Origin of the sequence: Nannocystis bainbridge, from assembly GCF_028368995.1 — a bacterium.
GTDB classification, from domain to species: domain Bacteria; phylum Myxococcota_A; class Polyangia; order Nannocystales; family Nannocystaceae; genus Nannocystis; species Nannocystis bainbridge.
The window spans coordinates 2,938,765-2,951,654 of record NZ_JAQNDL010000003.1 but is presented as its reverse complement, the minus strand read 5'-3'; the positions used below and the strand labels follow the sequence as shown (position 1 = coordinate 2,951,654).

9 protein-coding genes are annotated in these 12,890 nt (G+C 72.1%); 3 read left to right on the top strand and 6 right to left on the bottom strand.

Features of this window, described 5'->3' with window-relative positions:
- Positions 1-9: 9 nt before the first annotated feature.
- Positions 10-987, top strand: coding sequence for an RluA family pseudouridine synthase (locus POL25_RS36965; RefSeq protein WP_272091068.1), 978 nt, complete (start codon positions 10-12; stop codon positions 985-987).
- Between the two features lie 42 nt (positions 988-1,029).
- Here the strand turns inward: POL25_RS36965 and POL25_RS36960 are convergent, their stop codons facing one another.
- The 5 genes from POL25_RS36960 to POL25_RS36940 form a co-directional block, all read right to left on the bottom strand.
- A complete protein-coding gene (locus POL25_RS36960; protein ID WP_272091067.1) occupies positions 1,030-1,974 on the bottom strand; it encodes a hypothetical protein in 945 nt (314 codons plus the stop codon).
- 46 nt (positions 1,975-2,020) lie between these two features.
- Complete coding sequence (locus POL25_RS36955; protein ID WP_272091066.1) at positions 2,021-2,989, bottom strand: hypothetical protein; 969 nt, start codon at positions 2,987-2,989, stop codon at positions 2,021-2,023.
- A gap of 194 nt (positions 2,990-3,183) precedes the next feature.
- On the bottom strand, positions 3,184-4,890 hold the full coding sequence (locus POL25_RS36950) for a hypothetical protein (RefSeq protein WP_272091065.1): 1,707 nt from the start codon (positions 4,888-4,890) through the stop codon (positions 3,184-3,186).
- 427 nt (positions 4,891-5,317) lie between these two features.
- Positions 5,318-5,872, bottom strand: coding sequence for a hypothetical protein (locus POL25_RS36945; protein WP_272091064.1), 555 nt, complete (start codon positions 5,870-5,872; stop codon positions 5,318-5,320).
- A 448-nt stretch (positions 5,873-6,320) separates the two neighbouring features.
- Complete coding sequence (locus POL25_RS36940) at positions 6,321-6,953, bottom strand: hypothetical protein (RefSeq protein WP_272091063.1); 633 nt, start codon at positions 6,951-6,953, stop codon at positions 6,321-6,323.
- A 324-nt stretch (positions 6,954-7,277) separates the two neighbouring features.
- Between POL25_RS36940 and POL25_RS36935 the strand changes: the two genes are divergently transcribed.
- Both POL25_RS36935 and POL25_RS36930 read left to right on the top strand, forming a co-directional pair.
- The gene (locus POL25_RS36935; protein WP_272091062.1) at positions 7,278-9,056 is read left to right on the top strand and encodes a prenyltransferase/squalene oxidase repeat-containing protein; all 1,779 of its coding nucleotides are present in this window, start codon (positions 7,278-7,280) and stop codon (positions 9,054-9,056) included.
- A 38-nt stretch (positions 9,057-9,094) separates the two neighbouring features.
- Positions 9,095-10,579 (top strand): FAD-dependent monooxygenase, encoded by a 1,485-nt coding sequence (locus POL25_RS36930; protein WP_272091061.1) that lies wholly within the window; start codon positions 9,095-9,097, stop codon positions 10,577-10,579.
- Positions 10,580-10,760: 181 nt separating this feature from the next.
- On the opposite strand, the gene POL25_RS36925 is transcribed toward POL25_RS36930, so the two are convergent.
- Positions 10,761-12,887, bottom strand: coding sequence for an ABC transporter ATP-binding protein (locus POL25_RS36925; protein WP_272091158.1), 2,127 nt, complete (start codon positions 12,885-12,887; stop codon positions 10,761-10,763).
- Positions 12,888-12,890: the final 3 nt, after the last annotated feature.

Below are 12,890 nucleotides of genomic sequence, written 5' to 3'. Positions count from 1 at the left end.
ATGTCCGCGGTGAGCGAGCCGCCGGAGGAGTTCATCGAGATCCCGCTGGTCGTCGACCCGGGCCGCGACGGCTTTCGCCTCGATCGCTTCCTGTCGAGCCGGATCGCCCGACTGTCGCGCACGCGGGTGCAGACGATCGTCGACAACGGCCAGGTCCGCCGCGCCGACACCGGCGAGGTGCTGCTGCGCGCGTCGCAGCGAGTGCGCGCGGGCGAGGCGCTGGTGATCCGACGGCCGGCGCCGCGTGAGCCGGAGGTGGTGCTCGACTTCCGGGAGATCTACCGCGACGAGGCGCTGCTGGTGATCGACAAGCCGGCCGGTCTGCCAGTGCACCCGTCGGCGAGCTATCACCGCCACACGCTGACGCAGGTGCTGCGCGACCGCCTGGGCCCGGGCCACGGCTGGGACATGGCCCACCGCCTCGACCGCGAGACGTCAGGGGTGATGGTGTTCGGCCGCCGCGGCGGCTCGGCGACGGCGCTCAAGAAGGCGTTCCTCGGCCGCGAGGTCCGCAAGTCGTACCTGGCGCTGGTTCACGGCTGTCTCGAAGAACATGTCCGTATCGACATGTCACTGGGGTTCGCGATCGGGTCGAAGATCCGGATCAAGATCGGGCCGGTGCCGGTGGCGGACGGGGGGCTGCCAGCAGCGACGACGGTCCGCCCGCTGCGCCACGGAGTCTTTAGAGAGAAGCCGGTGACGCTGGTGGAGGCGCTGCCGGAGACGGGGCGGCAGCACCAGATCCGGGTGCACCTGGCGGAGATCGGGCACGCGGTGGTCGGCGACAAGCTGTACGGGCTGCCGGAGGAAGAGTTTTTAAAGGTGGTCGAGGGCGGGAAGAAGCTGGCGGAGCTGGGGGCGGAGCTCGGGCTGCAACGCCACGCGCTGCACGCCGCCGGGCTGACGCTGCCGCACCCGCAGTCCCGCGAGATGGTGCAGTTCACGGCGCCCTGGCCGGCGGAGCTGGCGGCGATCCTGGCGCCTTGAGGATGTTCTCAGGGACACGCCTCGAGGGACATGTCCTCGAGGTCATGGCTGCAGCAGCGGGGTCGCGCCGGGGTGAAGGATCTCCACGATCTCGCCGGAGACCAGATCCAGCGCGGTGGTCTTGCCGTCCTCGACGACGACCTTGAACTGGGCCATGTCGGAGCCGTCCTTGAGCTTGAGGGTGCGGTCGGGCAGCTCGATGGTGTCGACGCCGGGGGGCGCGCGGGTGAGGCCGAGGCGCGCCTTGCCCTGCGACCAGGCGAGCACGCGCGGGCGGTCGGAGGTGTCGGTGCCGGCCGGGAGCTCGAACTGGCGCAGGGTCGTCGTGGGCTCGGGGCGCTGGCGAGCCCAGCCGTACCAGACGAACACGGTGGCGACGACGAGGACGGAGAGGCAGGCGATCAGGATGCGGCGGACGCGGTTGGCGGCGCCGTAGCCGGCGAAGCGGCCGAGGTGGTGCTCGCCAGGCGGCGGGTCGCGCATGAGCTCGTTGTCCCGCTCGCTGGGAGGCGGGGTGGTGAGCGGACGCCATGTCTCGGCGACGGGCGGGGCGCCGAGGTCGCCGCCGGGCGAGGCGTCGAGCGGGCGCTGCTCTTCGAGCACGGCGGCGATGTCGTCGCGGATGGGCGGGGTGGCGAGGAGGTCCTTCTCCTCGGGAGGGCGCTGCTCGGCGAGGGTGGCGGCGATGTTGTCGGTGATGGGAGGGGTGGCGAGGAGGTCCTGTTTGTCGGGCGGGCGCTGCTCTTCGAGGGCGACGCGGATGTCGTCGGTGATGGGCGGGGTGGCGAGGGGGCCGACGTCACCGGGAGGCGAAGGGGCGAGCCGCTGCTCGTCGAGCGTGGCGGCGGGGCCGCCACGGGCTGGCGGGGCCGCGAGCGGCCGCTGCTGGGACAGGGCGCCGAGGTCGTCGCCGGCGGGCGAGGGCTCGAGCGGGCGCCGAGCGCTGGGTCCGGTCGAGGACGGCGTTTCGGGGTCGTCGCGGGTCATGCCTGCAGGATAGCGCGGGTCGGCGAGGGGCGCGCTCGCGCGAGGCTCACAGGCACACCGAGCCGAACAGCAGGCCCATGTCGAGGTCGACGGCGGGCTCGCTGCACTGCTGGCCGATGGGGCAGTCGGCGTCGCTGTTGCACTGGCCGCAGATGCCGAGGAAGAGGAGGTTCATGATCGTGGCCTCGCCGCAGAAGCCGGAGGCGCAGGCGAGGTCGCCCGAGCCGTCGTGGTCGCAGCCGCTGTCGAGGGGGACCGAGTCGGGGGCCTTGCATTTCTTCTGGCCGGTGAAGCCGGCGATGTCGTAGTCCGGGGTGCAGTGAGGGGCCTGGGCCGGGCAGTCGACGTCGGCCTCGCACTCGCCGCAGGTGGCGACCTTGATGATGCCGGGGACCTCGAGGACGACGCCGCAGTCGTTGGCGGGGGCGTCGAAGCAGACGGTGTCGCTCTGGCAGCCGTCGCCGGCCTTGCCCGTGTTGCAAAGGGCGCCGACGCCGACGACAGGGTTGGGCACGGTGCAGCCGCCCTCGGGGCAGTCGGCGTCGACGAGGCACTCGCCGCAGAAGCCGCCGAGAGCGGGGACGACGAAGCACCGGCCGGTCTGACAGCCGCAGCCGCTGGCGTCGTTGCAGGGTGCGCTCTGTGGCTGGTCGAGCGGGTCGATGCAGGGGGAGCCGGTGGTGGTGAAGTCGGGGGTGGAGGAGGTCGAGATGACGTCAGTGGTGGCAGAGGTCGGGAAGGTGTCGCTGGGATCGCCGTCGGTGGCGCTGCCCTCGGTGGTCGGGGAGACGGTGGTGGCCTCGGTGGTCGGGAAGGTGGTGACGGTCTGACCGAGGCTGGTGGTGACGGGCTCGCTGGGGTTGGCAGAGGTCTGGCTGTGACCCATGGTGACGGGGCCGTCGCCGCTGGTGCCGATGGTGCCGCCGGTGGTGCTCTGGGTGTCGGTGGATTCTTCGGCGGACTTGGGGCTGCAGGCGAGCGAGAGCGCGAAACACAAGTGCAAGCGATACTTCATGCTCGGAGTATACGCGGGCTCCTCGAGAGTGGCGGGGCGCGATCTGTCCTCAGGGGCATGTGCGATCGGGTTTACGGCGTTTGTGGGGCGTGGGGGTCTTGAGGTCCGAAGTTCGAGGGGGGGCGCTTCGCGGAGCGTCGCCTGTAGACGCCAGAACTCGGGCGCTTTGCCAGGCGGTCGCCACGGCTTTCGCGTCAGTACGGCATGTACTGGAGGAGATTCGACGGCGGTGTCGGAAAGCTTCTCGTGCGGCCCTTGTTCAATCTCGTGACGTACTTGACCCAGCCGATCGAGATGCGAAAGGTCGTCTTCGCCTGCTGGAGCGCCCAGGCGAAGAGCTTGATATCGGCGGCGTTCATCACGTGAGCCCTCACGTTGACGCCCTCGATGTCGAAGCCCAGCTTCTCCATGAGCATGACCGCATAAGGGATCGTGGCCGCATCGGGCTTGTAGTGTCCGGAGCTGTTGTCGATCTCGACGAGCTTGTCGCCCAGGCCCACCTCGAAATAGCCCGCGGCGTACACACTGAGCCCGCCGGCGAGCTGCGAGTGCGACCGGTACTGCTCGTGGGTATGGGCTTCTGTCGGCAGGTAGCGGACGGTGCGGTCCGTGGCGAGGACGACGTAGATGTACCGTCCCGGCGCGATCGCCCCTCCATTCAGCCCGAGCGGCCCCTTCGTGATCGTCCACGGCTTGTAGTTGCCCGGCTTGTAGCTGCGCCAGTCGTACCAGTCGTAGAGATAGGAGTCCCAGTGCACCACGTGCGGCGCGACCTTCAATCGCACGAGGCTGCGGCTGTAGGTCCTGCCGCTTCGCTGGCCCATCTCGACGTAGGGAACGATGAATCGATAGAGCGCATCGGGGTCCGTGAACGCGGCGCCTCCGATCAGATCCATGAGCGGGACGAGCGACTCGTAGAAGCTATGGTGCCCGTATTTGACGTACGCGATCGCGCGGGAGACCCCGAACCTCAGCATCTTGTCGCTGAATTCGCTGTCGCTCACGCGCAGGCCCCGGGCGTGCTCGAGGTAGTAGTGATAGACCGCAAGGTCGTAAGCCATGCTGCCCGACGGCCCGGCGACGAAGGGGAAGCCGAACTTGCGGCGCTTCCGCTCGGCCCAGTTCTGCAGCCCCTCGTCGTCCTCGGACGGCGGGAGGAACATCAGCTTGCCAGGCATGCGCCGTACGAGGCCCGTGGGGACGGTGAAGTCGGGAGAGCCGCGCGCCAGCTCCGTGCTCGGCGACAGGATCCCGAACTGGTTCATGGACGGCACGACGAGCGGGGTGATCTCCCGCCGCCCGCGGCGGGTCGGCTCGTTCGAACCGCTGGGCTCGAGGAACCTCCTGCGGTAATGGAGGTAGTGCTGGGGGGCCTCGACAGAGCGTGTATAGACCTTGGCGAGCAATCGGTCGCTCTTGTAGTATTTCTTGGCGAGCCGCGGATAAAGCTCGTCCCCGATGAAGCTCCGCGCGTTGGTCCAGCCACTCGTGGATCTCCCCGGGACGTCGTGGAAAGTGAGCTTCAGAGACAGAAAACTCGGCTCCAAGATCCCGGCCTTGAGCGCGTAGGCGACGACCTTGTCCAATTCGTCGAGCGCGTACGCCTCGGTGAAGAAGGGGTTGAGCGACAGGTTCGTCTCGATGATCGTCAGCGCGCGATTGTTTCCGCGCTCGTCGAGAGGAAAGTCCATCCTGCGTGGGATGGACGGGTAGGTGACGAGCTCGATCAGGCGCAAGAAGTCATCGGAGGTGACGGTGATGACCTCGCTGGATTCGACAATGCGTCGAAGCGCGAGCCGGTGCTGCGGGCTCAGGTACTGGGCGGCGAACGCCTGGAGAGGGCCCGATACCGCCGTGAATTGAACCCTCATCGGCGGATCGAAAGATACGATTTCGAGCATGGCTGAGCCTCGAGGGTATTGGATGACAACTTACGGAGAGGCGCCGACATCTGTCAAAATTCGGACGCAGGGGTAGCAGCGTATGGACATACCCGGGCGGAGGTGTCGACTGCGGCGTCGAGCACGTCGAGGACCTCGTGCGGGCCTCCCGAACGAAACCCGCCCAGGAGTCATCGGACGAGCGATCTGGATTCGAGCCCAGCCTGTGCCGATCGGGGCTCGATTCTCGCGCGAGCGACGAATCGATTGCGGCGATCGAATGAACGCGTACCCGAGTGTTTATTGGCGCCGAGGGCACTGTTTCCGCGCGGAAACAACTCCGCGCGGGAACGGCCTCGCTCATCGGCCGACTCGGCGATGTCGTCGGGTCCGGCGCCACGAACGAGATCGCGGTCGCAGGGTGCTGGTTCGCCCGGTCAGACGCGGCTCAGGGCAGCTCGAGCGGGATGGCTGTGCAATTGGACATGTCCGAAGGGATAGGTACGTCCTGGCGCAGGAGCTCGCTGCCGGCGGCGGCGTAGACGCCAGCGGCGCGGACGAGGGCGGGCGGGGGCTCCTCGGCGCCGGCGCCGGGGAGGCGCGGGGTGGGCAGCAGGACCAGCTCGCGGCCGCACAGGCGCGGGGCGAGGGCCCACGCGGGACCCTGGAGGGTGCTGTCCCCAAAGCCAGGTTGGCCGAACCACAGCGGGGCGAACACGAGAGGGGCGGGCTCGACATCGACGCGCGGCGAGGGCGGCATGCCGGCGCCGATCCACGCCTCGGCGGCGAGCTCGCTGTCGGCGGAGGGGCGCACGGCGAGGAGGATCGGGCCGACCGGGGTGACGACGCCGGACCAGCGACACGGGCGGCAAGCTGCCGGCGGGACGACGGGCACGGGGGCGCGCACGTGCGGCGGGGCAGCCTCGCCGCGGCCGAGCGGGCGCACGGCGAGCGGGCCCTCGTCGGTTTTAAAAAGTACCCAGGGACATGTCCGATCGGGCATGACCGATCGGGCAGGCGGCTCGCCGACCGTGGGCTCACCGGGGTTGCGGCCGGGGGATGATCCGCGGGCCGGCGAATCATTGCGGGTCGGGGAATCGTTGCGGGGCTCGCTGCTTCGCGCAGTGGACTCGGCGCTGCGCGCAGTGGACTCGGCGCTTCGCGTTGTCGACTCGCTGCTTCGCGCAGTCGACTCGCTGCTTCCCGGCGGGACGTCGGGGCGCGGATCGTCGGGCGTCGGGGCGCGAGGCGGCGCGACGGCTCGCCGGGCTTCGGCGGCCGGGGCCGCGAGCTCGGCGAGCCAGGCGAGAGTGCCGGGCGGGGGTTCCTCGCAGGTGGGCTCCGGCGGGGCGGCTTCGACCGGGGCCACGGGGGCCGGGTCGCTGCTCGCCGGAGGGTTGCACGCCAGGGCGGCCGTGAGGGCCACGCGCCGGAGCGTCATGGCCGGCGGCTCACTGGCGGGCGATCGAGGCCTGGATGCAGCCGGCGGTGTTGCGCTGCATGATGCCGCGGGGGTTGCTCCACGACTGGGCGTTCCAGATGGTCTTGCCGTCCTTGTCGATGCCGATGACGTCGGAGGGCAAGGTCAGCTTGACGAACGGCTTGAGGGCGCCGGAGCAGTCGGCGTAGGCCTGGACCGGGCCGGGGCCCCACAGCAGCGTGCGGCTGTTGACCTTGCTCGGGTCGGTGACGCGGTAGGTCACCGTCATCTGGAAGATCGGGTTGTTCTCGGACGGCTGCAGCGTCTGCGCGAAGCTCTCGACCTCGCAGGCGACCAGCGAGTCGGACACGCTCTCGCTGCACAGGCGATCGGCCCACTCGCCGAACACGGCCTCGCCGTCCTTGCCGTTCATCGCCTGGTCGGTGTTGGTCTTGGTGTAGTAGTCGATCAGGCACTGCTCGTACTTGAGGGTGACCTTGATCTGGGCGGTGCCGAGGAAGGGGTTCTCCTCCTGGTTCTGGGCCTGGATCAGCTCCACGCAGGTGAAGCCGAACTCCTCCGCTGCTTCCTCCTTGCAGGCGGACAGGAAGAGAGCGCTGGTGGTGCAGAGGCCGAGAACGGCGGTGAGCGAGAGGCGGGACATCGCCGCCAGTGTTGCAAACCCGAGCGCCGGGTCGCAAGCAGGTTCGCCGCGGGCCGCGCGGACGGGCTGCAAACGAGCTTGGCGCCGGCTGCGCAGGCGCGTGGATGGCGTCGGCGCGGCGGTTTGCCTGTGACGGGCATCACCAGGTGGCTGGGGCCCGCGTGCTAGCGTCGGCGCCGCCTCATGACGGCTCCGGCGGCGAAATCGACGCTCCACGAGCGGCTGGCAGTGGCGCAAGCCCGAGTCTTCGCACGCGCAGCCGTTTGGCGGCAGCGGGCGGCGGTGAGCGGGCGCGCCGGGAGCGAGCTGCACTGGTCCCTGGGTGTGCCCGACATCAGCCTCGCGTGCGAGGTGTTGCTGGCCGATCGCCTGTTCCACGACCTCTCGCCCGAGGAAGCCGCCGGCCTGGCCCGGTGGATCCGCGCCGACCAGCAGCCCTCGGGCGCCTGGCACCTGCCGGGCGGGGGGCCCGACCTGTCGCTGACCGTGTTCGGCTGGTGGGCGCTGGTCGAGGCGGGCGACGACCCCTCGGCCGAGCACCTGGTGCGGGCGCGCCGGGTGGTCCACGAGCTCGGCGGGGCCCAGCGCGCCAACGCGGCGGTGCGCATGTGGCTGGCGATGGCCGACGCGATCCCGTGGAGCTGGGTGCCGACGTTCCCGGCCGAATTGTGGCTGCTGCCGGCGTGGACGATCCTGTCGCCGAGCCGGGTGTCCCCGTGGGGCCGCGGGGTGATGACGCCGTACCTGCTGCTTTCGCGCGCGCCGGCGCGGGTGCACCTGCCGGACCCGCGGGCGCTGCTGCTCACGCGGCCCGACGGCGAGCCGATCCTGCCGCGACTGACGCAGCCGGGGCTGGCGGGAGATCTGCTGCAGACCTTCGACCAGGCGGTCAAGGTGATCCGCAAGCTGCCGCGCGGGCCGGTGCTGACGACGGCGCTGGCCCGGGTGCAGCGCTGGCTGGTCGACGCGCAGCAGCGCCACGGCGGGTGGTTCTCGGCCCAGCCGACGCTCATGAGCCTGATGGCGCTGCGAGTGCTCGGGGCCAGCTTCGACGATCCGCGGATCCGCGAGGGCCTCGACTACCTCCGGCGCGCGCGGGGGCGCACCCGTTTCGCCGGCGGGGCCAGCGGGGAGACGGTCCACCTGACCCAGGGGCAGGTGAGCGAGCCGCTGGTGACGACGGCGCGGCTGGTGCGGGTGGCGCTGGCCGCCGGCGACGCCGACGCGGAGGCGATGCTGACCTGGCTCTTGGACCAGGAGATCACGGCGCCCGGCGAGTGGCAGCTGCGGGTCAACGCGCCGGCCGGCGGCTGGCCGTACGAGCCCGGGGCCGACCGCTACGTCGACACGCTGTCGACCTGCGCGGTGCTCGAGGCGCTGGCGGCGGTGCCGAAGTCGTCGCCGCTGCAGACGCGGATCCGCGCGGCGGCCCGGCGCGCGGTCGAGGTGCTGATGGCGATGCAGGAGCTCGACGGCGGGTTCTGCCGGTTCGAGCGCGGCGAGTCCGACGTGTTCATGGCCCGGTTCCCGATCCGCGACGTGGCGCTGCTGTCGGCCGGTGATCCGCACGGGCCGACGCGCGTGCGCGTGACGGCGGCGGCGCTGCGCCAGCTGGCCCGGCTCGGGTTCCAGGCCGACGACGACCGGGTCGCCCGCGGGCTCGAGTTCCTGTGGCGGCGGGTGACGATGGACCTGTCCTCGCGGACAGCCGACGTGTCCTCGCGGGCCTCCGACTACATCGACGTGGCGACGCTGGCCGAGGTCGGCCTGTGCGCGGCGGCCCTGTGCCCGCCGACGCACCCGCTGCGGCAGACGGTCGAGCGCCAGCTCCGCGGGCGCCAGCGCGAGGACGGCAGCTTCGGCGCGCCGGTGCTGACGGCGCTGGCGGCCCAGGCCCTGATGGCGCTCGAGGGGGCGGCGTGCGTGCAGACGCAGCGGGCGGTGCGCGAGCTGGTGCAGGCGATCGAGGCCGACAAGGAGGACCTCGGCGGGGCGTGGGCGGAGGGCTTCGGGCTGTCGCCGGTGTGCCACGACCCGACCGCCGGCGTGCGCGAGGCGGCGCTGGCCCTCGACCAGTTCGTGGCCCTCGGCGGCAACCTCTGATCATCTGACCCTTAGGACATGCGCAAAAGGACATGACCATGCAGCCAGACAAGAGCGAAGCGGGAGCGAGGCCGGGGGCGCGCTACGACGTCGTGATCATCGGCGCGGGCATGGCCGGCTGCGCGGTGGCCCAGGCGCTGGCGCTGGCCGACAAGGGCCGGCGGCGCAAGATCCTGGTGATCGACCGCCACAAGGGCTCGGCGCCGCGGTTCGCCGGCGAGTTCATCCACCCGCGCGGGGCCCAGGTGCTCGAGGACCTCGGCTTCTACGGCCCGCTCAAGGCGGCCGGCGCGGTCGACGTCGATGGCTTCACGGTGCGCGAGCGGGCCGAGGGCCGCTACGTCGAGCTGCCGTACGCCGACGTGGCCGGGCAGCGGCCGCAGGGGCTCGCGGTCCACCACAAGACGCTGGTCAAGGTGATGCGGCAGGTGATCACGCGCCGGCCGCAGGTCGACCTGCACGAGGGCTGGACGATCAAGTCGCTGGTCCGCGGGTTCGGCGAGCGCGTGCTCGGGGCGGTGCTCAGCGGGCCCGACGGCGAAGAGGTCGAGGTGCGCGCCGACCTGGTGGTCGGCGCCGACGGCAAGGCGAGCCAGGTCCGGCGCCTCGCCGGCGTGCCCGACGACCGGCAGACGATCGGCTTCACGGCGGGGCTCGAGCTGCGCGACGCGGCGGTGTCGGCGGCGACGTGGGGCAACATCGTGCTCGGCGCGTGGGGGCCGGTGCTGGTCTACCCGATCCACCGCGACGCGGAGGGTCTGACGTACCGGGTGACGCTCGACCTGCCGGCGCAGCTGCCGGCCAAGGGCGCCAAGCTGGCGGAGTTCCTGCTCGAGACGTTCATCCCCTATCTGCCGACGGCGCTCGGCGAGCAGCTGGCCCACGCGATCAGCACGCACAAGGGGCCGTTCGAGATGGCGCCGACGGTCAACCTGCCGGCCCCGCGCGCGAGCTCGCCAGGGCTGGTGCTGGTCGGCGACGCGGCCGGTTGTTCGCACCCGATCACGGCCAGCGGGATGACGATGGGCCTGCGCGACGCGGAGGTGCTCGGCGAGCAGGCGAGCCTGCGGGCCGGGGCGTCGCTGCACGAGGCGTGGCTGGACGACGCGGCGGTGCGCCGCTACCGGGCGATCCACGACCGCTACGTGCCGACGCGGCAGGCGCTGGCCGACGCGATTTACGAGGTGTTCCGCGGCGGCAACGACGGGGCGCGGGCGATCCAGCGGGCGCTGTTCGACTACTGGGAGGCGAGCCACGAGTCGCGGGTGCGGTCGATGGCGCTGCTCTCGTGCGCGGAGGGCCGGCCTTCGGTGTTCCTGACGGAGTACCTCAAGACGGCCCGCCACGCGCTCGAGACGAGCCTGGTGCCCCGCCACGCGCGGGCGCTGCCGGCCCGCGACCGCCTGCGCCAGGTGACCGGGGCGGCGATGCTGGCGAGCAACAAGCTGGGGCTGGTGGCGCAGGTGATGTGGGCCCAGGTCCGGCCGTCGTGGCTGCCGCACCGCGACGAAGAGCAGGCCTGAGCGGCCGGCTGCGACAAAGCCGGTGGTCGCAGGCAAGGTCGCGCTGCGGCGAGCTGCGCACGCGGTGACGCCGGGGCGATCACGCCGGACGTGCCGGCTGTCCTTTCGGACATTTTATTTTTAGATAGAGCTCGAGGAGCGAGCCGGGTGAAGTTGCGACGGGATGTCCTGAGGGACAGCCTCACGGGTGGGCGATCACCAGGACCGCGCGGGCGCGGGTGAGCACGCAGCGGAGGGCCTGCTGCAGGGTCGCGGGGTCGAGGGCGGCGAAGCTCTCGTCGAGGACCAGGAGGTCGACGTCCTGCAGCAGCGCGCGGGCGATGAAGAGGCGGCTGCGCTCGCCGTGCGACAGCTGCCAGCCTGTCTCTCCGACCATCTGCTGCAGGCCGCTGGGCATGCGCTCGAGCAGGTCGCCGAGGCCGAGCTCGCGGCAGACGGCCTCGGCCTCGGCGAGCTGAGGTTGGGTCGGCGGCCAGCCGCGGCCCATCAGCAGGTTGAAGGCGAGCGGGGCGGTGACGACGTGGTTCTCGTGGAACTGCGGGGCGGCGGCGACGCGGCGGCGCCAGCCGACCAGGCCGAGGGTGGGGCGATCGAGGCCGGCGAGCAGGACGAGGCCGCCGGTGGGTTCGCGCAGGCCGGCCACCACCGCGCCGAGGGTCGACTTGCCGCCGCCGGAGCCGCCCTCGAGCAGGAGGCGATCACCGGCGGCGATCGTCAGGTCGACGTCGCGCAGGACCGGCCGCTCGCGCCCGGGGTAGCGGAAGCCGAGGCCGCGAGCGACGAGGATCGGCTGGCCCGCGGGCACGGGCGGCGCGGCGAGCATGAGGCCGTGCGCGCCGTCGTCGGCCGACTCGGCGGCGCGCAGCATCGGCAGGGCCTGGCGCACGGCGACGCCGCAGCCGAGCAGGGCGGTGGCGCCGACGACGAAGGTGGCGAGCCCGCGCTGGGCCAGCAGCACCCCGCCGATCGCGGCGGCGATGGTGGCGGGCGGGGCCGAGCCGGTGACGAACGCGGGCAGCAGCGCGGCCAGGCCGAGCACCAGCCAGCCGCGCGGGAGCAGGGCGACCAGCAGCGACTCGCTGCGGTTGAGCCGGGCCTCGTGGGCGAGCACGCGCACGAGGCGAGCGTCGTCGGCGTCGTGCCAGCGCTCGGGCGCTTCTTGAGCGAGGCGGGTGCGGTGGCCGACCATGGCCTCGACGAGGTGGTGGGTGAGCTCGCCGCGCGCTTCGGTCCAGGCGGCGAGGTGCTGGCCGGTGCGGCGAACGAGGATGACGCTGACGAGGGTCCAGGCGGCCAGCAGCGCGAGGTGCAGCGCGGGCGCGGGGCCGAGCGCGAGGATCGGTACGGCGGCCGCGAACTCGAGCGCGGCGACCAGCGAGACCAGGCCGCCGCGCAGGCCGAGTGACTCGACGGCGGCGGTCTCGAGCACGCGACCGAGCAGCAGGCCCGCGCCCTCGCGCCGGGTGAGGTCGCCGGGCAGGGCGAGGGCGCCGACGAGCAGGCGCCGCTTCAGGAGGGCGCCGGCCCGCTGCAAGATGTCGCCGACGATCGCCGCCTGTCCCATGCGACATGGCACGACGGTCAGCAGCAACAGCAGCCACGCCTGCGACCAGCCGGTGTCGGTGCGGCCGGCGAACACGAGGCCGCCGATCAGCGCCCAGGCGGCGATCATCACCGCGAGCTCGGCGGCGTGCAGGCCGGCGAGGGCGAGGGCGCTGCGGACGAGGCCCTCGGCGCGCAGCAAGCGGAGCAGCGGGGCGGCGGGCGAGGGGCGGAGGACAAAGGCGCGACCGACCCGCAGGCCGCCGAGGCGCTCGCGCAGCAATGCATCGACGGCGCGGTCGCGACGCGGGCCACGGGTGAGGCCGGTGCGATCGACGAGGGCCTCGGTGCGGCCGCGCAGGGGGGCGAGCACGGGCTCGCAGACGAGGCGGCGCACGGCGGCGGTGGCGAGACGACGCGGGCGGAGATCGGGGGCGATCACGAGGAGGTGGCGGCGACTGCCGCGCAAGATGAGCAGGAGATGGCGAGCTTCAGGGCCGATCCGCAGGAGCGCGGGGGCGCAGGCGGCGAGCAGGTCGTCGACGCCGGCGATGTCGGTGTCGACGGCCTCGGCCTCGAGCCCGAGGCCCGCGGCGGCGCCGGCGAGCCAGCGCTCGATGGCGGCGTCGTCAGGGTCGGCGAGCACGGCCGTGGCCGGTGTGCCGAGCTCGCGCAGGTCCGGCTGCAGGCCAGCCTGCGCGGCGAGAGCGGTGAGGGCCTCGCCCGCGCGCCCCAGCGGCCAGGCGAAGGCGAGCACGTCTAGCACGCG

Coding starts and splice junctions, on each gene's coding strand:
- POL25_RS36960 (WP_272091067.1), bottom strand. CDS start 1,974: ATGACCCGCGACGACCCCGAAACGCCGTCCTCGACCGGACCCAGCGCT.
- POL25_RS36955 (WP_272091066.1), bottom strand. CDS start 2,989: ATGAAGTATCGCTTGCACTTGTGTTTCGCGCTCTCGCTCGCCTGCAGC.
- POL25_RS36950 (WP_272091065.1), bottom strand. CDS start 4,890: ATGCTCGAAATCGTATCTTTCGATCCGCCGATGAGGGTTCAATTCACG.
- POL25_RS36945 (WP_272091064.1), bottom strand. CDS start 5,872: ATGCCCGATCGGACATGTCCCTGGGTACTTTTTAAAACCGACGAGGGC.
- POL25_RS36940 (WP_272091063.1), bottom strand. CDS start 6,953: ATGTCCCGCCTCTCGCTCACCGCCGTTCTCGGCCTCTGCACCACCAGC.
- POL25_RS36930 (WP_272091061.1), top strand. CDS start 9,095: ATGCAGCCAGACAAGAGCGAAGCGGGAGCGAGGCCGGGGGCGCGCTAC.